Source organism: Nonomuraea sp. NPDC050643 (assembly GCF_040654715.1).
Lineage (GTDB): Bacteria > Actinomycetota > Actinomycetes > Streptosporangiales > Streptosporangiaceae > Nonomuraea.
The window spans coordinates 33,915-51,572 of the sequence record NZ_JBFAIM010000058.1 but is presented as its reverse complement, the minus strand read 5'-3'; the positions used below and the strand labels follow the sequence as shown (position 1 = coordinate 51,572).

Below are 17,658 nucleotides of genomic sequence, written 5' to 3'. Positions count from 1 at the left end.
GCCATCGGCCTATATGCGCAACATCGAGAGAATCGCCAGCCGCCGGGAAATGTGCTTTGGCGGCGGTCGGGCGATCTGCTGGACGGACGAAAGCGGTCCACCCCTGGCACCGGCCCGCCGTCCCACCTTGATCCAGGCAGCGGTCAACAGCAGGACGACGAACGACATCAGAATGGCCAGGCACACGTCCGTCGGGTCGAACCCGGGCATCCCACGGTCAGGAACGAAGGCCTGGAGCCCAGCGGGAACAACCGGGAGGGGCGTAGGCGCAACGACCTCCATGGCGTGCCCGCCGGCGGCGGTGCCACCATGCCGGCCATCCAGATGCCCCAAGGTATGCATGCCGCACACACCAAGGGCGAGGGCAACGAGCAGGACGGCGCGCGCCACACGCGCCATACGGTCTTTCCGCATAATCCCACCGCCCTTCCCTGGATATCAGCACGTCATGATACCCATCAGTGTACTAAGGCGGCTCGTAGAACCAGCGAAAAGCCGACCGGGTGCCGCCACACATAGACGTACGGCACCCGGCTCCCGGGCGTTCACCAGGAGCGTCAGAAACTCCTCTTTCCAACGCCTCGGTCAGGCAGAGGTCAGCTCGTATCCCGCCTCTTCCACGGCATCACGCACAAGAGCCTCACCGACGGGCTCGTTCGCCGTCACGGTGACCTTGCCGGTGACCAGATCGACGTCAACGGCCGTGACGCCGGAGATCTTGCCCACTTCGGCCTTCACCAGGTGACCGCCTGCACTCGCTGTCGTGAAGAAGACTCTCCCGGCCACGCGTCTACGATCCTCGGTAGGATAACCGGATCGGCTCCGGAGGAGACTGTCAAATGGTGCGTGGCCTGGGAGGACTGGAGACCGCGATCATGGACCGCATGTGGGCGATCAGGCAACCGGCCTCGGTGCGGGATGTCCTGGAGCATCTCCAGAAAGACCGCGTCATCGCCTACACCACGGTCATGACCGTGATGGACAAGCTGCACACCAAGGGTCTGCTCAAGCGGCAGCCTGTCGGGCGGGCATACATCTACGAGGCGGTGTCGTCGAAGGAGGCCTACACCGCCGAGGTGATGCGTGAGTCCCTGGCCAACAGCGGTAACAGGGCTGCCACATTGGTGCACTTCCTCGAGCGACTCAGTGCCGAGGAGGCCAGTGCACTGGAGGCGGCACTTCAGGTCTACCCACCCAGGGAACGTCGCTCATGACAGTGGCGATCGTCCTCGCCCTGTACGTCGTCTTCGCAGCTCTGACACTGCCGAGGCTACTGAGGCGAGCCGCCTGGGCCGATCGGGCGCCACGGCTGGCCATCGCCATGTGGCAGGCGGCGGGCGTGTCGGTGATCGCCTCGGCACTCTTGTCGGCATTCGCCGCCGCCGTGCCCGCCTCCGTGGTGGGGCATGGCCTGGCCGAGTTGTTCGAGGCCTGCGCGGCCCTGCTCAGCGACGAGGCGGCCCTGAACTCGACCAGCGCCCGTGTGGCTCTCGTGGTCGGCGGCCTCATCCTGACCCGTGTGGCCTACATGGGCGCGGCGGTCCTGCTACGCGCCCGCCGTGAGCGGCGCCGGCACGCCGAGGCCCTTACCCTCCTGGGGAGACACGACTTCGACCTCGACGCGCTCGTGGTCGATTACGACGAGCGCCTGGCATACTGCCTGCCTGGCCGGAAGGGGCACACGGTCATCACGACCGGCGCGCTGCGCTCGCTCGCCCCCGAGCAGGTCGCCGCCGTACTCGCCCACGAGCGAGCGCATCTGCGGGGGCGTCACCACCTGGTGCTCGCCATCTCCGAGGCCATGGCGCGGGCCTTCCCCCGCGTGCCCCTTTTCGAGCAGGCCCGCAGGGAGGTCGCGCGCCTGATCGAACTACTGGCCGATGACGTTGCGGCACGCCGACACCAGCGTGTCCACCTTGCGGCAGCCCTGGTTGGTCTAGCGACGGGCAAGGTGCCGGCCTTCGCGCTGGGCGCAGGCGGGGAAACGGCGCTGACCCGCGTCCGCCGGATGTTGCACCCGCAGGCGCCGCTCGGTCGCCGTGAGCGCATCACTGGGGTCCTGGCCGTCACAACCCTTCTCAGTGGTCCAGCCACACTGGCGACGGCGCCCGGCGTGGTGGCGTTCCTCGCCCATCACTGCCATTCCTTCCTGACCCTCTAGCTGCTACGAAGGGCGTAGTGGACAGAGTTGCAGGCTCGCGGCAGGGGAGTTTGCGAGCCGCGTTGGCCTTCGCGCGCGGGTCAGGACCGCACCAGTCTGGCGATGGCGTCGCTGGCCTCCTTCACCTTCGCGCCGGCCTCCGGTCCGCCCTCCCGAGCGGCTTCGGCCACGCAGTGAGCCAGATGCTCCTCCAGCAGCGACAATGAGAACGACTTCAGTGCACTGGTGGCCGCGGACACCTGAGTCAGGATGTCGACGCAGTAGGTGTCCTCCTCGACCATCCGCTGCAGGCCGCGGATCTGCCCTTCCACGCGACGCAACCGCATCGCGTGGTCCTGCTTGGTGCCGCTGTATCCGGCCATGCCCACCCCTCCTCAGGTCACCGTCCGTGGCGATACCATACCCCCCTATGGTATTCATGACAATCGACACCTAGGAGGAAGCCGCCCGCCAGAGCGCTGCCGCTCTTCTGGAACGCCCACCACCTCGGCCTGATCGTCGATCAACGTCACCTCACACCTGCCGAGGAGGCCGACCTCGCCTGACGCCGCGCGAGTGGCCTCACAGCCTCGATCTTCGCCTGTCGACTCCGATTTCTGTTTGGATCGACAGGAAATCCCTGTCCAAGGGATGTTTCGACGTGTTCCCAGGCATCGACGATATCGAGGTGGCCCGGCTCACGACTCCAGCCCTCACGCCATAGGCTCCACAGCCAAGGCGAGGACGGCGGTTGCGACGGCCTCTGGTGTCATCGGGATCCGGTCGAGCGCCCCTGCGGCGGTGCCGCCTACGGCGGCTCGGATGGCCGCTGCGATCGCGGCCGGTGCCGACAGCAGTGGTGGCTCCCCCACCCCGGTCAGCCCGTACGGTGAGTCGGGCCGGGGCAGTTCGAGGATGTCGAGCACGGTCGGCGGCATGTCCATCGTGGTAGGGATCAGGTAGTCGGTGAACGACGGGTTCAGGATGCGGCCGTCGCGCACCTGGATCTCCTCCATCACGGCCAGCCCGAGCCCTTGCGCGATGCCGCCGTGCATCTGGCCCTCGACCGCCACGGGGTTGATCGCCTTCCCGACGTCCTGCGCGCAGGCGATCTCCACCACGCGGACCGAACCGAGCTCGGGATCCACGTCCACGACCGCCCGGTGCGCGGCGAAGGCGTAGGCCACGTGGGCCTCGCCCTGCCCGGTCTCCGGGTCGAGCGGCTCGGTCCGGCGGTGGCGGAAGACGGCGGTCTCGTCGACGTCTCCCATGGCCAGCAGCTCCGCCAGCTCGACGGTCCGGCCCGACGGCGATGACACCGTGCTTCCGTAGACGAGGTCCGCCGCGGGCTCGCCGAGCAGGCCGGCCGCGCGTTCCAGGAGCGTGGCCCGCACGGCGAGGCAGGCCGCCCGTACGGCTCCGCCGGAGATCCACGTCTGCCGCGAGGCCGAGGAGGTGCCGGCGTCGCCGACGGCCGTGTCGGCGGGCAGGATCGTCACCAGAGCGATCTCCAGCTCGGTCCGCGCGATCTGCGCCTGCACGGTCACCAGGCCCTGGCCGACCTCGGCCGCGGCGGTGTGGACCTCGGCGGCCGGGCCGCCCTCGTGCGCGTACATCCGTACGCGGGCGGTGCCGAAGTCGTCATACCCGGCGGACTTGCAGATGTTCTTCACCGACAGCGCGTAGCCGACGCCGCGCACCAGCTCCGCGGCGCGCGTGGAGTTCGACGTGCCGCCGGGCAGCAGCCGGAGGTCGTCGCCGGCGGGTGGGGGCATGGGCTTACCGGCGACCAGGCGCAGCAGTTCGGCGACCGGGGCGGGCCCGTCGACCCGCTGCCCGGTCGCCATCACCGAGCCGGTGCGCACGGCGTTGCGCCGCCGCAGCTCGACCGGGTCCAGGCCGAGCGCCGCGGCCAGCTTGTCCATCTGCGACTCGTGGCCGAAGCACACCTGGACGGCGCCGAAGCCGCGCATCGCCCCGGCGGGCGGGTTGTTGGTGTAGACGGCCCGGCAGTCCACCTCCACGGCGGGCACCTCGTAGGGGCCGGTCGCGAAGCAGCCCGCGTTGCCGGTTACGGCGGGCGACGTGGAGGCGTAGGCGCCGCCGTCGAGCAGAATGTCGGCCTTGACGTAGAGCAGCCGCCCGTCGCGGGTGGCGCCGTGCTCGTAGCGCATCCGGGCGGGGTGGCGGTGCACGTGGCCGGAGAACGACTCCTCCCGTCCGTAGCTCATCTTCACCGGGCGTCCGAGCCGCAGCGCCAGCAGGCAGGCGTGGGCCTGCACGCTGAGGTCCTCCCGGCCGCCGAACGCGCCGCCCACGCCCGACAGCGTGAGCCGCACGCTGTCCTTGGGCCGGGCCAGGCAGTCCGCGAGCTGGTCCTGGTCGACGTGCAGCCACTGCGTCGAGCAGTAGAGGTCGACGCCGTCCGTCTCGTCGGGGACGGCCAGGCAGGATTCCGGGCCGAGGAACGCCTGGTCCTGCATGCCGACCTCGTACTCGCCGGTCACGACCACGTCCGCCTGGCGCGGCGTGCCGCGGCGGATGCGCAGGTGGCGTACCAGGTTGCCGCCCTCGTGCAGGGCGGGGCTCTCCAGCGCCCGCTCGGCGTCGGTCACCGCGGGCAGTTCTTCGTAGCCGACGTGGACGAGCCCGGCGGCGCGGCGGGCCAGCGCGGGCGTGTCGGCGGCGACGATCGCGACGGCCTCGCCGACGTAGCGGACCAGGTCCTCGGCCAGCACGGGCTGGTCGCGGCGTTCGAGCCCGTACCGATTGACGCCGGGCACGTCGGCGGCGGTGAGCACGGCGTGCACGCCGTCCAGCGCGAGCGCGGCGGAGGCGTCCACGGACAGGATCCGCGCGTGCGGGTGGGGGCTGCGGACGGTGGCGCCCCACACCATCTCGTCGTGCCACAAATCGGAGGAGTACGCGAAGTCGCCGCGTACCTTGGCCACCGCGTCGGGCCGGCGGGCCGAGGTGCCCACGCCGTCGGCCGTGATCGGGCGCGTCATCGTCATCGGGACCGCCCCGCGGCCAGCCGGACGGCCTCGAAGATCTTCTCGTAGCCGGTGCAGCGGCACAGGTTGCCCGCCAGCGCCTCGCGGATCTCCGGCTCGTCCGGGTCGGCGCGCCTGGCCAGCAGGTCGTGCACGGCGACGAGCAGCCCGGGGGTGCAGAATCCGCACTGTACGGCACCCGCGTCCACGAACGCCCGCTGCACCGGGTGCAGCTCGTCCCCGTCGGCCAGCCCTTCGACGGTCACCACCGCCGAGCCGTGCGCCTGCCCGGCGGCCACCAGGCAGGCGCACACGGCCGTGCCGTCCAGGTAGACCGTGCACGAGCCGCACTCCCCCTGCTCGCAGGCGTTCTTGGAGCCCGGCAGCCCCACCCGCTCGCGCAGCAGGAAGAGCAGGCTCTCGCCGCCCTCCACCCCGTCGAGGCTGCGGCGAGCCCCGTTCACTTCCAGATCGACCCTCATCGGCCGGCTCCTCCCGTGTTCGCGCGACTCTCCCGCCAGGCCCACTCCAGCGTGCGCCGGGCGAGCACGGCGACGGCGTGCCGGCGGTAGCCGGCGCTGCCGCGCACGTCGTCGATGGGCGCGGTGGCCCGTGCCACCAGCTCGCCGAACCGGGCCGCGGCCGGTGCGGGCAGTTCGCGCCCGCCGTCCCAGTCCAGCTCGGCGGTGGCGAACTCCTCCGCCTCCACCGTGGCGAGCGGCGTCGGCGCGGCCGACCCGACGGCGCAGCCCACCTGCCGCCGGGCCGGGTCCAGCGTGACCGACACGGACGCCACCGCGATCACCATCGCGTTGCGCGGCCCGAGCTTGGCGAACTCGCCCGCGGCCACCGGCATCCGCACCGCCGTCACGATCTCGTCCCCGGCCAGCACGGAACGCCCTGGGCCGAGGAAGAACTCGCGGGCCGGCACCGAGCGCGTGCCCCGGATCGAGGCCAGCTCGATCGAGGCGCGGGCCGACAGCAGCGGCGGCAGCGCGTCGCCGGCGGGCGAGGCCGTGCCGACGTTCCCGCCGACCGTCGCCCGGTTGCGGATCTGCGCCGAGCCGATCGTGCGCGCGGCCCGCGCCAGCCCCGGCAGCGCGCCGCCGAGCTCCGCCACGATCCGCGTGTACGGCACGCCCGCGCCGAGCGTGACCGTGTCACCGTCGCGCGACCATTCGCGCAGCTCGGGAACGCGGGAAAGATCGAGCAGCGCGGTCGCGGATCGGTGCCCGAAGTTGAGCCCCACCATGACGTCCGTGCCGCCGGCGAGCAGGGTGGCCTCCGGGTGGGCGGCCCTCAGCTCGCAGGCGTGCCGCAGGTCCGTGGCGGTGTGGAACGCGGTGTGGAACGCGGTGTGGAACGCGGTGTGGAACTCCGTCACGCCACCACCCGCTCAGTCCGACCGGAGCCGGCCCGCTCGGTCAGGAACAGCGCGGCCACCGTCCCCACCACGCCGACGGCGGTCATGTAGATCGCGATGGCGAGCCAGGAGCCCGTGCTGTCGTACAGCCAGGTGGCGATGATCGGCGCCAGGCCGCTGCCGAACACCGTGCCGAGCGTGTAGCCGACCGACATGCCCGTGTAGCGCACCGCGGGCGGGAAGACGTGGGCGAAGAACGTCGGCATCGTGCCGTAGTTGGCGGTGTAGGGGATGAACAGCACGATGAAGCCGAGCAGCATCAGCCAGAAGGAGCCGGTCTGGAAGGCCGTGAACCACACGTACGGCAGCGCGGCCATCAGCACGATGCTCATCCAGAAGATCCGCTTGCGGTCGACGCGGTCCGACAGCCACCCGAAGAACGGGATGGCCACGATGCTGAACACGTTGACCAGCAGCACAAGCTCCAGGATCATGTCGCGATCCAGCCCGAGCTGCTTCTCGCCGAAGCTGAGCGAGTAGACGGTGGCGATGTAGAAGGTGGCGCCGGCCGGGATGTAGGCCAGGCACATCAGCAGCACCCTCGGCCAGTGCTCGGTCAGCACCTCGGCGATCGGCGTCTTCCTGACCTCGCCGCGCTCCTTGACCTCCTGGAAGTCGGGGCTCTCGGCCAGTTTGAGCCTGATGACCAGCCCCAGGCCGACCAGGACCGCGCTCAGCAGGAACGGAATCCGCCAGCCCCAGGTCAGGAAGGCGTCGTCGGACAGTTGCGAGGTGAGCAGGAACACCAGGTTGGCGAGCAGCAGGCCCCAGGCGGCGCCGGTGTTCACCAGCGCTCCGAAGAAGCCGCGCCGCTCGCGGGCCGCGTGCTCGACGCTCATCAGGACCGCGCCGCCGTACTCGCCGCCCAGCGACAGCCCCTGCACCACGCGCAGCAGCACGAGCAGGATCGGGGCGGCCACGCCGATGGTCTCGTACGTGGGCAGCAGGCCGATGCACAGCGTCGCGCCGCCCATCAGGCACAGCGTGACGACCAGCATGGACTTGCGGCCGAGCCGGTCGCCGAAGTGCCCGAACAGCGCCCCGCCGATGGGCCTGGCCACGAACGCCAGGGCGAACGTCGACAACGACAACAGGGTGCCGACCAGGTCGTCGTAGCTGGGGAAGAAGAGCTTGTCGAACACCAGCACCGCGGCGGTGCCGTAGATGAAGAACTCGTACCACTCGATCGTGGTCCCGGCCAGGCTGGCCAGGACGACCCGGGTGGAGCTGGACTGATGGGCCATGGAGGTCACTTCCTCAGGAAGCGGGTGACGGTGTCACGAAGCACGGCGGCCTCGTCGCGTACGGCGGACAGCCGTACGAAGTCGTCGCCGAGAAGATCGCCCTCGGCGGGCACCCCGAACATGACGGTGGGAATGCCGCGCTCGGACGGCCCGCCCGCGTCGAACGAACCCCCGTAGACGCCGTGCCTGGCCTCCCCCAGCCGGGCCGCGACGGCGGCGTCGAGCGCGCCCAGCACCTCGCGGCGCTCCGGCGGCAGGTAGGCGGGCAGCATCGTGACCCCCGGCCTGACCTCACAGCCTTCGATCCCCTCCAGTGCCGCCGCGATCTCCGCGGCCGCCTCGGCGGGGTCGGTGCCGGGCAGCAGCCGCCGGTCCACCGTGATCCGCGCCGACGCCGGCAGGGTGTGCGGGGCCAGCGGCTCGTAGCCGACCAGGTACGGCACCACCTGCTCGCGGCCGAGCTCGGGGTGCTCCGCGCGGGCCCGGACGGTCGCGTCGAGCTCGCGGAGCCTGATGACCACGTCGGCGACGATATCGATGACCCGGCCCTCGTTCGGTGGGCTCGACGAGTGCGTCGCCTGCCCCGTGACGTCGATGATCACGTCCACCCGGCCCCGGTTGCCGACCGACACCTCGAACCCGGTGCAGAAGAGCTGGACGACCAGGTCGGGGCGGTAAGGGAGGGCGTCGAGGATCGCCCGTGAGCAGTCGTGGCTGCTGCGTCCCTCGTTGTTCACGCACAGCAGCAGCGTGCCGTTCAGCGGGACCCGCTCGGCCACGATCCACCTGGCCAGGTCCAGCAGGCACGCCTGGTGCGCCTTGTTCTGCGAGACGCCCTGACCGAACAGGCAGGGCTCGTCCACGCCCCGCTCGATGGGCGTGCGGATGCGGCCCGACCAGGGATCGGGCATGAGGTTGTGGTGCTGCGTCGGCGTGTACGCCATCAGCGCCAGCACCGGCCCGTGCCCGTCGCCGAACCGCACGGCGAACTGGTTGGCGGGCAGGTCGATGATGTCCGTCGCGCCGGCCTCCAGGAATTTCGGGCGGAGGTGGTCCTGGACGTAGTGGACGAGCGTCGGGTGGTCCGGGTCGATGAGCGTCCGCACGCCCAGCGGCACGGCCGAGGGCACGCGGGCCAGGGCCGCCAGCGTGTCCACGACGTACTCACCGGTGAGGGGGGCGGTCGTGCTCACGGTGGCGGTCATGTGAGCTTTCGCAGACGCGGGAGCACGTCGCCGCCGAAGCTCTCGATCAGCTCGCTCGGCAGCGTGTAGTTGCCGACGTGCCGCAGGTAGAAGCCCGTCGCGCCCAGCTCGACCGCCCGCCTGGCCCGCTCCACGATGTCGTCCACGGTGCCGAACAGGCAGAACGTGCGTGCGAACCGCACCGCCATCTCGTCCGTCACCCACTTCGACGCGTGCTCGATCGCCAGCTCCCAGTCCTCGGCGTGCACCATGTCCGGGTAGACCTCGGGCACGTGTGGTGGAGGCGCCAGCTCGATGCCGGCGATCCGCAGGAAGTCCTGGCCGCCGATGGTCGCCATGTGCAGGCAGATCGGCTTCAGCACGGCCGCGTCGCGTTCGAGGTCGTCGGTGACCTTGCAGAACGCGCCGACGGTGAACTCGAAGTCCCTGCCGGACCCGTCCAGGCCCTTGCGTACCGCCGCCGTCGTCTGGGCGAGCGTCTCGGGCGAGACGCCGGCCAGGGTGACGACCCCGTCGGCCACCTCACCGGCCAGCTCCAGCGTGCGCGGCCCGCTCGCGGCGATGTGCACGGGCACCGCGCCGCCGGCGTCGCGCAGGCGCAGCCGCCGCTCGCCGTACTCCCAGTCCTGGCCGTTCAGGAGCGCGCGGATCTGCTCGATGGCCGCCTGGAGCTCGGCCCGCTTCGAGGGGCGGATGCCCATGGGCTTCACCGAGCTGTCGCCCGTGCCCAGGCCCAGGATGACGCGGCCCGGCGCCAGCTCCGCCACCGTGTTGATGCCGGAGGCCACCACGGTCGGGTGCCGGGTGACCACGTTCGTCACGGCGGTGGCCAGCGCGATGCGATCGGTCTTGGTGGCGGCCACGGCCATGGCCGCGTACACGTCTCGCCACAGGAGCTGGGAGTCGGCGATCCAGGCCACGTCGAACCCGTAGCGTTCGGCGCGCCGCACCTCCTCGGCGATCTGGTCCGCCCGCCTGGCCGGCGGAAAGCGAACACCCACCTTGATCACGAGATCACCACCATTCCTTCTGGGATTAGTCCCGCAAGCTAGTCTGCTGTCTGACATCAGTCAACGGGTGTGGCAGAATATCGGCGTGAGCATCGAGCAGACGCGCGACCAGGTTCGGTACGAGTCGCTCGCTCGCACCCCCTTGCCCGATGTCATCGCCGAGCAGTTGATGGCCGAGATCGACTCCGGCACCCTCCGACCGGGTGACCGGCTGCCCTCAGAGCCCGAGCTGGCCCGCCAGCTCCAGGTCGGGCGCAGTTCGCTGCGCGAGGCCATCCGCAAGCTCCACACGCTGGGCGTGGTCGAGGTGGTGCGGGGGCGCGGCACGTTCGTCCGGCATCGCACGGAGCCGGAGCCGACGCCGCAGTTCGTGCACTGGAGCGCCACTCAGGGCCCGGCCATCGCCGAAGTGCTGGAGGTCAGGATCGGGCTGGAGCTGGCCGCGTCCGGGCTGGCCTGCGTGCGCGCCGAGCAGGCCGACCTCGACGAGGTGGCGGCGCGCTGCCGCGAGCACGAGGCGGCCCGGCGCAAGGGCGACCTGAAGGTGCTGGTCCGCACCGACGAGCTGGTCCATGAGAGCCTGATCCGCGCCGCGCACAACGACCTGCTCCTGCAGATGTACCTGGCGCTGGTGCCGCAGATGGCCGAGTTCCGCGCGCACACGCTGGCACTGAACCGGGCCGACGAGCGTTTCGACCCCCACCACCGGGCCATGCTCGCCGCCCTGCTCAAGCGCGACCCGGCCGGGGTGCGCGAGGCCGTGGTGTCGCACGTCGGCGCACTCTACGGCGAGGTCAAGGCGGCGGGAACGGTGGAGACGGGGCGGCAGCCGGCCGGGCAGATGCTCGACTTCGCCACCATCCTCGCCAACTTCACCTGACGACTTCGTCGTGTCGGTACGCATGGAAGAAGCCACGGCGATGATGCGCTCGGCGTGGCGGCCGGGCCGAGACCTCGCCGACCGCTCGACCTGACACGGACGCCGCGACCATGCCCTGCTCCACCTGGTGGTGCAGACCGGCCGACGAGTATTCGAGTCGTTCGATGTCAGGGTGCGTGATCCCGACCTCGGCCGAAGCCCCGGGGGGCTCAGTCCGCCTGCGGTTCCACCTCCTGGCGACCGGGGAATAGTCGTCCTTGTACACCTCATCGCGAGACCGTCTGGCGTGAGGCTGAGGGCCTAGGGCGTCGCAGAAGTGACTGATGCGCACATGGTGAGGCATCGGGCATGGCACCATTTCTGGGGTGAATGGGGTCAAGCAGGAGCCGCGGGGCGGGGATCGGCTGATCCGTGTGTCGATGACGGTCGTGGTGCTGGCGGTCGCGGCGGTGGCCGCGTGGGTGTCGTACTGGCATGCGGTGGCGGTGATCGAGAAGTACGGTGCCGAGGACGAACTGTCGGCGCATCTGGTCCCGGCGACGGTGGACGGCATGATCTACGCCTCCTCCATGGTGCTGCTGTGGTGTGCCCGCTACCGCCTGGCGGTGCCGGCGCTGGCCCGCTGGGCGCTGGCACTGGGAGTGGCCGCGACGCTGGCGGCGAACATCTTGCACGGGATCGAGCGAGGCCCCCTGGCCGCAGCGCTGGCCGCTTGGCCGGCGATCGCGTTGGTGATCTCCTATGAGCTGATCATGTGGGTGGTCCGCTCGGGTCGCGAACTCGCCGATCGCGCACGCGACTCTGAACAGCCCGAGCAAGCGCCGGCCGAGCCCGCGCCCCCGAGCGTCCCCTCGGACCAGGCCCCACGGGTGCCGCAGCCCGGACCGGTGGTGCCCGCCACGCCACGGATCGACCGAGGCGAGCCGGCACAGGAACCCGTCGAGCGCCGGTCGGTGCCCGCCGAGCCCGAAGTGGCGGCCCCACGGGCAAGCCAGGACGCACCGGCGGGCGAGGCTCGGGAGGACAGCGACCGGCGAGCCCAGGTGGCGGCCCTGCTCGCGCAGGATCCCACCATGACCGGGGCCGCGCTCGCCCGTGCGCTCGGGGTGCACGAGACCACCGGGCGCAAATACCGCCGCGAAGCACTCAACGGCCACGCCCGCTCCGCCTGACGCCACAACCGGGCTCAGCATCGGCAGCGTCTCGATCGACCATGGGGGTCGAGGGCGTTTGGTCCCTGCTCCGGTGGGTCCTGGTCAACCGTGTGGTGGCCGCTGCCGCCGCCTCCGTCGGTGCTGTCGTGATCAAATGGATTTACGGCAAGATCAATGTGGCTTGGGCCTCATGGCGCGTTCCTTGATCGCCACTCCGTCACGGGGTGCCCGAACGTCAATTCATGGGAACGAGTGTCGTGATATGCCTCGCGACGTGCAAACAGCGCCAAAATCGTTGTTGGGCGATGGCCTCTTTGACACCGCTGGATTTGAATGGTTGTTTAGCTTCATTGAGGTAAATGAAATGATCCTAGTGGGTATGTCTGCTTCCGTCCGGATGTCTATTGAAATATGGCCGCCGGATTTCGCGCCGATTTACCCATGAATGGAAACAAAAACACGTGAATACCGAAATCAAGCGATCGCGTACGCCCCATCACGGGCGCATCGTGACGCTAGCTCTGGCCGCTTCGGCCGCCGGTCTCATGTTCGTCCCGCCGCTCCAGGGAGTGGCGAGCGCGAGCTCAGTCGCCCTCCAGGCCAACGCCGGCTACGTGTCAACGGAGATGCTGGCCGTCGGCTGCCCGAGCTTCGTCTCGAGCGCGTGCGGCCCCTTCTGGTGGGACGAGCAGAAGGAGACCGACCACGACGACCACGACGAGTCCGACAAGGTTCACAAGGGCGACAAGGACGACCAGCCCATCAAGTGGGGTCACGACGAGTCCCACCACCACGACGACAAGGCCGACCACCACCACGACAAGTGGGGCCACGACAAGTACGACCGCCACTACGACAAGTGGGGTCAGGACAAGTGGGGCCGCCACCACGACAAGTGGGGCCAGGACAAGTGGGGCCACGACAAGCTCGTCTTCGGTAAGTTCGTTTACGGCAACGTGGACAGATTCCACAGCGACAAAGCCGACAAGTCCGACAAGTGGGGTCACAAGGAATTCGACCGCCGCCAGGACAAGTGGGGCCACAACGAGTTCGATCACCACTACGCCGGCGACTAGCGCGCGGGCATCTCGTAGCATGACGATCGGCGATCAAGTCGAAATCGTCCTCGCCCGCTTGAAAAGCTGAACGACAAATGCCGTGACGAATTATCTCGTCACGGCATTTGTCGGCGTGGGCGCTCCTATGGCGCGTCTCGAAGCCCGTCGTGCGGCCGCTGATCAACCGGCCTGTCATGGCGTCCGAGGCGGACGGTCAGGCTGTCGCCGGCCGGATCGGTCCGTTCGGATCATCTTGATGCGGTGGCCGGCGATCTCGGCTCCGTGGGAGGTCGATGGTGATGTCGAGGCCGCCGCCACGGGCGGTCAGGGTGATTCGACCGCGGTGGGCGAGGGCGACCGCGCGTACGATCGACAGTCCCAGCCCCAGACCATCGGTCCGGACCCTGGTCCCCTGCCCGTGGACGAACGGTTCCAGCAGGGTCCGCACCTCGTCGGGCGGGATGCGCCGGCCGGTGTTGGAGATGCGCAGGACCGCGCGGCCACCCGCCGTGTCCGTGTCGACGGCCAGGTGCCCGCCCGCGTGGTTGTAGCGGATGGCGTTGTCGACCAGGTTGCCGATCATCCGTTCCAGCAGGACCGGTTCGCCGCTGACCAGCGCCGGCCGGAGCCGGGGTCGTACGGCGACGTCGGCGGCCGCCGTCCGCGCCGTGGCGGCGGCGAGGGTGGCGGCGGCGATGGCGGCCAGGTCGACCGGTTCGCGCGCTCCCTGGCCGGCCTGGCTGCGGGCCAGCAGCAGCAGCCCGTCCAGGACGCGCTGCATGTGCTCAACGGCGCCGCGCACGTCGCCGGCCATCGAGATCAGCTCGGCGCGGCTGGGGTCTCCGTCCAGGGTCACGTCGATCGCCGTACGGGCCGTGGTCAGCGGCGTACGCAGCTCGTGGGCGGCGTTGGCGGTGAACAGGCGCTGGCTGTCCAGGACCCGGTCGCGCTCGGCAACGCCGCGCTGGATGCGGTCCAGCATCCCGTTGACCGTGCCCGCCAGCGCCGACAGCTCGTCGGCGGGGGTGGTGACCGGGACCCGCTCGGTGAGGTTCTCGGCCGAGAGCCGCCGGGCGGTCGACGAGATCACCCGGATCGGCCGCAGCACCCTGCCGGCCACCAGCCAGCTCAGTACGGCGGCCAGGGCGGTCACCACGATGAGCGCCAGACCGGCCTGGGCCGGCAGCGCGGACAGGGTGTCGGCCTGCACCCGGTCGGCCAGCGCGCGCAACTCCTCGGTCTGCGCCGGCATCGGCTGGGGCATGGTCGTCAGGGCGGAGCCGGTCGAGTCCAGGTGGGTGAAGTACGCGCGGCACGGCATCAGCAGGTACGTCAACGCGGACAACGCGGCACCGGCGACCAGCACCAGGGCGGTCTGCAGCGCCGCGAGCCGGGCCCGCGCGGTCAGCCGGGCCATCCTGCGCCGCCGATCCGGTAGCCGGCGCCGGTGACGGTCTCGATCAGCGGCGGGTCGCCGAGCTTGCGGCGCAACGTGCCGACGGTGATCCGGATCGCGTTGGTGAACGGGTCCGCGTGCTCGTCCCACACCTTGTCCAGCAGGGTTTCCGCGCGGACCACGTCACCGCCGGCGGCCAGCAGTTGCTCGAGCACGCCGAACTCCTTGGGCGTCAGGCGCAGCAGCCGCCCGTCCCGCTCGGCGCTACGCCGGGCCGGGTCCAGGGCCACGCCGGAGGCGCGCAGCACAGGCGGGCGGGCCGGTGCGCTGCGCCGTACCAGGGCGTGGACCCGCGCGACCAACTCGGAGAACGCGAACGGCTTGCCCAGGTAGTCGTCCGCGCCCAGCATCAGCCCGCCGACCCGGTCCTCCACGGCGCCGGACGCGGTCAGCATCAGCACCCGCGACACCCCCCGCTGGGCGAGCCGGCGGCACACCGCGTCACCGTGGACGACCGGCAGGTCCCGGTCCAGGACCACCACGTCGTACGGCGTGATGTCGCACTTGTCGAGAGCCGTCTGGCCGTCGAGGGCGACGTCGACGGTGAAGCCGTGCTTGCGCAGACCGGCTTCGATGTACCCGGCGAGGGGCTGCTCGTCTTCGACCAGGAGCACGCGCATCCGGGCAGTATCGCAACGCCCGCATATGGGCCGCATATGGCCGGCCGATCGGCTGGCGGTCGGTGCCGGACGGTAGATGTGATCACCCTCGAAGTCCCGCCAGGAAAGGGCGATCGACCATGATGCGTGGGAGAGCCGCCGGGCTGGCATGCGCGGCGCCGGCGTTGAGCGTCCCAGGACCCGCGGCCGCCGCCGGCCAGGTCGAGCTGGGAGACGTCCGGCAGGCGGTGGAGGTCGTGGCGCAGACCGACGGAGTGGTGGGCGTCATCGGAGAGGTGTACGTCGACGGCAAGCGGGTGGGGCAGGGGACGGCGGGTTCGCGGCTGCTCGGGGGCAGGGGCGGGCGTATCCCCCCGGGTTCTCGTTACCGCATCGCGTCCCAGACCAAGCTCATGGAGGCCGCGATCGTGCTGCAACCGGTCGGGGTCGAACGGTCGCGCCGGCGTCGGCTTCGCCGAGGAGCCGACCCTGCGCGAGGGCCGCGATCCGGCGATGGCCAAGGCGGTGTCCGTGCTTCCGGCCGCCCGGTAGGGGGTTGCATCGGCGGGTGAAGGTGGGACGGCCGCTCATGTCAGCGTCGCGACCCCGTCCTGCTCCAGATCACGGCGTCGTTCAGTGCGCCAGCAGGGCGTCCAGTTCGGCCGTGAAGAGCAGGGCGGGGTCGAAGCCCATTCCGGTGAAGTGGCCGGCGAGTTCCAGGGACAGTACGCCGTGCATCCGGGTCCAGAAGCTCAGGCCCCGGTGCAGGACCGCGGGTGAGGCGGGGTGGTCGCCCGCCCAGTCGCGGTGCTCCGCCAGGTGCGTGTCGAACGGCGTCGCGGGACCGTCCGAGGGCAGCGTCGCGCTGGCATCGAGCAGGATCGCCATGGTCTCGAATGAGATGCTCGTGATGTCGTCGGGCGCGTGGTAGCCGGGGACGGGGGTGCCGTAGATGAGGAGATACCGCTGGGGGTCCTCCAGCGCCCAGCGGCGCAGGGTGTGCGCCAGCTCGGCCAGGTCGGCGCCTGCGGCGGAGGCCGAGCGGAGAGTGTCGGCGACGCTGCGGTAGGCGTCCCTAATGAGGTCGGTGATCAGCTCGTCCCGGCTGGCGTAGTAGCGGTAGAGCGCGGGCCCGCTCATGCCCATCTGTTTGGAGATCGCGTTGAGGGAGAGCGCGGACGCCCCCGTTGTGGCGATCTGCTCCCACGCGTGCTGCTTGATCTCCGCGCGTACCTGAGCCCGATAGCGCTCGCGAGGGGTCTTCGTGTCCGTCTGGGCCATGACCCCGGCCACCTTCCCGGCTGTGAAGCTTCATCTTGAAGATTTAGTTAGATGCTATCACCCATCTTATTGACTCTCCTTCGTCCGTTAGTTATAACTTCTAACGAAAGCACGAAGCTCCAGCAGATGAAGGAGACCGTCATGACCGCTCCATCCACGTCACTCGTCAGCACCGGCCGGCCCACTCCGCGGGCGGTGACCGTCTCCTCCTGGGCGGTCCCCGTGATGGTGCTCGGCCAGTTCGCCATGCTGGCGATCATCCCGGTCGTGATCGCGTTGGTCGGCGCCGTCCGCCACGCCCGCGACCGGACGGTTCGCTGGGCGGCCGTGCTCGTCGCCGCCACGTACGCGGTTCCGCTCGTCATCTGGCTGACCCGGCCCGACGGCGCGCCGAGCCTGTCCAAGGACATGCACCCCGCGTTCGCCGGGCTGATCGTCGCCGCGTCCGCCGCCCTCATCGTGGCGATCCTCCGGGCCCGCCGGCGCTGAAGCCGGCCCTCCTACGCAGTGCCCGACCCAAGTATTCGCTCCACAACGGAAGGAATCTCCATGACCAGGTCCAGCAACCGCTCGTCCCGCCGACGCGCCCGCGTCGCCGCGCTCACGATCTCGCTCGCCGTCACCGGCGTACTCGCGGGCGGCGTCCCCGCCGCGCAGGCCCGCTCGGGCGCCGACCACGGCGGTGGGCTCCAGTGTCGCGGGAAGGGCGTCGACTCCACCGCGAAGATCCGGTATCGGACCGAGACCCTGATCAAGGCGCCGCTGAGCACCGTCTGGAAGGTGCAGACCGACGTGGAGCGCTGGCCCTCGTGGCAGAAGCCCGTCGCCACCGCCGAGCGCCTGGACCCGGGCCCGCTCCGCGAGCGCTCGCGGTTCCGGTGGACCACACCGGTGCCCGCCACGCCCGTCAGCCCGCCCACCACGCTGGTCATCACCTCCACCGTCCGGCAGCTCCAGCACGGCAAGTGCATCCGCTGGACCGGCCCCGCGATCGGCAAGGGACTGCGCATCGACCGGGGCGTCCACGTCTGGACCTTCACACCGGTCAAGGGCGGCGTCCTCGTACGCACGGAGGAGACCCATGCCGGCGACCAGATCGAGACCGACGTGCCCCTCGCCACCGACTTCCTCGGCAAAGGTCTCGAAGCCTGGCTGCACGACCTGAAGACCACCGCCGAAGCCCGCACCCGCGGCCACCACTGACCCGGGCGTCAC

Annotated in this window: 20 protein-coding genes; 8 read left to right on the top strand and 12 right to left on the bottom strand. The window is 70.4% G+C overall.

Features of this window, described 5'->3' with window-relative positions; genetic code table 11:
• Positions 1–9 precede the first annotated feature (9 nt).
• A complete protein-coding gene (locus AB0I15_RS49210) occupies positions 10–399 on the bottom strand; it encodes a hypothetical protein (protein ID WP_358113115.1) in 390 nt (129 codons plus the stop codon).
• A 186-nt stretch (positions 400–585) separates the two neighbouring features.
• The gene (locus AB0I15_RS49205) at positions 586–738 is read right to left on the bottom strand and encodes a heavy metal-associated domain-containing protein (protein WP_358113113.1); all 153 of its coding nucleotides are present in this window, start codon (positions 736–738) and stop codon (positions 586–588) included.
• 101 nt (positions 739–839) lie between these two features.
• Between AB0I15_RS49205 and AB0I15_RS49200 the strand changes: the two genes are divergently transcribed.
• A complete protein-coding gene (locus AB0I15_RS49200; RefSeq protein ID WP_358113111.1) occupies positions 840–1,214 on the top strand; it encodes a BlaI/MecI/CopY family transcriptional regulator in 375 nt (124 codons plus the stop codon).
• Entirely contained in the window at positions 1,211–2,161 is a 951-nt protein-coding gene (locus tag AB0I15_RS49195) for a M56 family metallopeptidase (protein WP_358113109.1), read from the top strand. Before AB0I15_RS49200 ends, AB0I15_RS49195 begins: the two co-directional genes overlap by 4 nt.
• A gap of 80 nt (positions 2,162–2,241) precedes the next feature.
• Here AB0I15_RS49195 and AB0I15_RS49190 read toward each other — a convergent pair whose 3' ends face one another.
• The 7 genes from AB0I15_RS49190 to AB0I15_RS49160 all read right to left on the bottom strand — a co-directional run bounded on the left by AB0I15_RS49190 (position 2,242) and on the right by AB0I15_RS49160 (position 10,015).
• Positions 2,242–2,523: a metal-sensitive transcriptional regulator gene (locus AB0I15_RS49190; protein ID WP_358113107.1), complete on the bottom strand. Its 282-nt coding sequence runs from the start codon at positions 2,521–2,523 to the stop codon at positions 2,242–2,244.
• Positions 2,524–2,853: 330 nt separating this feature from the next.
• Positions 2,854–5,154, bottom strand: a complete 2,301-nt coding sequence (gene pucD / locus AB0I15_RS49185; protein WP_358113105.1) for a xanthine dehydrogenase subunit D — start codon at positions 5,152–5,154, stop codon at positions 2,854–2,856.
• Positions 5,151–5,615 (bottom strand): (2Fe-2S)-binding protein, encoded by a 465-nt coding sequence (locus tag AB0I15_RS49180; protein WP_358113103.1) that lies wholly within the window; start codon positions 5,613–5,615, stop codon positions 5,151–5,153. The genes pucD and AB0I15_RS49180 overlap by 4 nt, the downstream gene beginning before the upstream one ends.
• Positions 5,612–6,517, bottom strand: a complete 906-nt coding sequence (locus tag AB0I15_RS49175) for an FAD binding domain-containing protein (protein ID WP_358113101.1) — start codon at positions 6,515–6,517, stop codon at positions 5,612–5,614. Before AB0I15_RS49175 ends, AB0I15_RS49180 begins: the two co-directional genes overlap by 4 nt.
• Positions 6,514–7,800 (bottom strand): MFS transporter, encoded by a 1,287-nt coding sequence (locus AB0I15_RS49170; RefSeq protein WP_358113099.1) that lies wholly within the window; start codon positions 7,798–7,800, stop codon positions 6,514–6,516. Before AB0I15_RS49170 ends, AB0I15_RS49175 begins: the two co-directional genes overlap by 4 nt.
• Before the next feature lie 5 nt (positions 7,801–7,805).
• Complete coding sequence (locus AB0I15_RS49165) at positions 7,806–9,005, bottom strand: peptidase dimerization domain-containing protein (RefSeq protein ID WP_358113097.1); 1,200 nt, start codon at positions 9,003–9,005, stop codon at positions 7,806–7,808.
• Positions 9,002–10,015 (bottom strand): LLM class flavin-dependent oxidoreductase, encoded by a 1,014-nt coding sequence (locus AB0I15_RS49160; RefSeq protein ID WP_358113095.1) that lies wholly within the window; start codon positions 10,013–10,015, stop codon positions 9,002–9,004. Before AB0I15_RS49160 ends, AB0I15_RS49165 begins: the two co-directional genes overlap by 4 nt.
• 85 nt (positions 10,016–10,100) lie before the next feature.
• On the opposite strand from AB0I15_RS49160, the gene AB0I15_RS49155 reads away from it, so the two are divergent.
• The 3 genes from AB0I15_RS49155 to AB0I15_RS49145 all read left to right on the top strand — a co-directional run bounded on the left by AB0I15_RS49155 (position 10,101) and on the right by AB0I15_RS49145 (position 13,125).
• Positions 10,101–10,895 (top strand): FadR/GntR family transcriptional regulator, encoded by a 795-nt coding sequence (locus tag AB0I15_RS49155; RefSeq protein WP_358113093.1) that lies wholly within the window; start codon positions 10,101–10,103, stop codon positions 10,893–10,895.
• Positions 10,896–11,260: 365 nt separating this feature from the next.
• Entirely contained in the window at positions 11,261–12,067 is an 807-nt protein-coding gene (locus AB0I15_RS49150; RefSeq protein WP_358113091.1) for a DUF2637 domain-containing protein, read from the top strand.
• A 491-nt stretch (positions 12,068–12,558) separates the two neighbouring features.
• Complete coding sequence (locus AB0I15_RS49145; protein ID WP_358113089.1) at positions 12,559–13,125, top strand: hypothetical protein; 567 nt, start codon at positions 12,559–12,561, stop codon at positions 13,123–13,125.
• Between the two features lie 196 nt (positions 13,126–13,321).
• Here the strand turns inward: AB0I15_RS49145 and AB0I15_RS49140 are convergent, their stop codons facing one another.
• Both AB0I15_RS49140 and AB0I15_RS49135 read right to left on the bottom strand, forming a co-directional pair.
• A complete protein-coding gene (locus AB0I15_RS49140; RefSeq protein WP_358113087.1) occupies positions 13,322–14,524 on the bottom strand; it encodes an ATP-binding protein in 1,203 nt (400 codons plus the stop codon).
• A complete protein-coding gene (locus AB0I15_RS49135; protein WP_358113085.1) occupies positions 14,512–15,183 on the bottom strand; it encodes a response regulator transcription factor in 672 nt (223 codons plus the stop codon). Before AB0I15_RS49135 ends, AB0I15_RS49140 begins: the two co-directional genes overlap by 13 nt.
• 119 nt (positions 15,184–15,302) lie before the next feature.
• Between AB0I15_RS49135 and AB0I15_RS49130 the strand changes: the two genes are divergently transcribed.
• Positions 15,303–15,734: a hypothetical protein gene (locus tag AB0I15_RS49130; RefSeq protein WP_358113083.1), complete on the top strand. Its 432-nt coding sequence runs from the start codon at positions 15,303–15,305 to the stop codon at positions 15,732–15,734.
• Between the two features lie 61 nt (positions 15,735–15,795).
• On the opposite strand, the gene AB0I15_RS49125 is transcribed toward AB0I15_RS49130, so the two are convergent.
• Positions 15,796–16,443, bottom strand: coding sequence for a TetR/AcrR family transcriptional regulator (locus AB0I15_RS49125; RefSeq protein ID WP_358113081.1), 648 nt, complete (start codon positions 16,441–16,443; stop codon positions 15,796–15,798).
• A gap of 141 nt (positions 16,444–16,584) precedes the next feature.
• Here AB0I15_RS49125 and AB0I15_RS49120 point away from each other — a divergent pair, with 141 nt between their 5' ends.
• Entirely contained in the window at positions 16,585–16,932 is a 348-nt protein-coding gene (locus AB0I15_RS49120; protein ID WP_358113079.1) for a hypothetical protein, read from the top strand.
• Between the two features lie 60 nt (positions 16,933–16,992).
• Positions 16,993–17,646 (top strand): SRPBCC family protein, encoded by a 654-nt coding sequence (locus tag AB0I15_RS49115; protein WP_358113077.1) that lies wholly within the window; start codon positions 16,993–16,995, stop codon positions 17,644–17,646.
• Positions 17,647–17,658: the final 12 nt, after the last annotated feature.

Bases quoted from the DNA above. Each gene is read 5' to 3' on its own strand.
- AB0I15_RS49195 (WP_358113109.1), top strand. From the start codon at position 1,211: ATGACAGTGGCGATCGTCCTCGCCCTGTACGTCGTCTTCGCAGCTCTG.
- AB0I15_RS49170 (WP_358113099.1), bottom strand. From the start codon at position 7,800: ATGGCCCATCAGTCCAGCTCCACCCGGGTCGTCCTGGCCAGCCTGGCC.
- AB0I15_RS49210 (WP_358113115.1), bottom strand. From the start codon at position 399: ATGGCGCGTGTGGCGCGCGCCGTCCTGCTCGTTGCCCTCGCCCTTGGT.
- AB0I15_RS49200 (WP_358113111.1), top strand. From the start codon at position 840: ATGGTGCGTGGCCTGGGAGGACTGGAGACCGCGATCATGGACCGCATG.
- AB0I15_RS49115 (WP_358113077.1), top strand. From the start codon at position 16,993: ATGACCAGGTCCAGCAACCGCTCGTCCCGCCGACGCGCCCGCGTCGCC.
- AB0I15_RS49125 (WP_358113081.1), bottom strand. From the start codon at position 16,443: ATGGCCCAGACGGACACGAAGACCCCTCGCGAGCGCTATCGGGCTCAG.
- AB0I15_RS49180 (WP_358113103.1), bottom strand. From the start codon at position 5,615: ATGAGGGTCGATCTGGAAGTGAACGGGGCTCGCCGCAGCCTCGACGGG.
- AB0I15_RS49140 (WP_358113087.1), bottom strand. From the start codon at position 14,524: ATGGCCCGGCTGACCGCGCGGGCCCGGCTCGCGGCGCTGCAGACCGCC.
- AB0I15_RS49190 (WP_358113107.1), bottom strand. From the start codon at position 2,523: ATGGCCGGATACAGCGGCACCAAGCAGGACCACGCGATGCGGTTGCGT.
- pucD (WP_358113105.1), bottom strand. From the start codon at position 5,154: ATGACGATGACGCGCCCGATCACGGCCGACGGCGTGGGCACCTCGGCC.
- AB0I15_RS49165 (WP_358113097.1), bottom strand. From the start codon at position 9,005: ATGACCGCCACCGTGAGCACGACCGCCCCCCTCACCGGTGAGTACGTC.
- AB0I15_RS49130 (WP_358113083.1), top strand. From the start codon at position 15,303: ATGATGCGTGGGAGAGCCGCCGGGCTGGCATGCGCGGCGCCGGCGTTG.
- AB0I15_RS49120 (WP_358113079.1), top strand. From the start codon at position 16,585: ATGACCGCTCCATCCACGTCACTCGTCAGCACCGGCCGGCCCACTCCG.
- AB0I15_RS49135 (WP_358113085.1), bottom strand. From the start codon at position 15,183: ATGCGCGTGCTCCTGGTCGAAGACGAGCAGCCCCTCGCCGGGTACATC.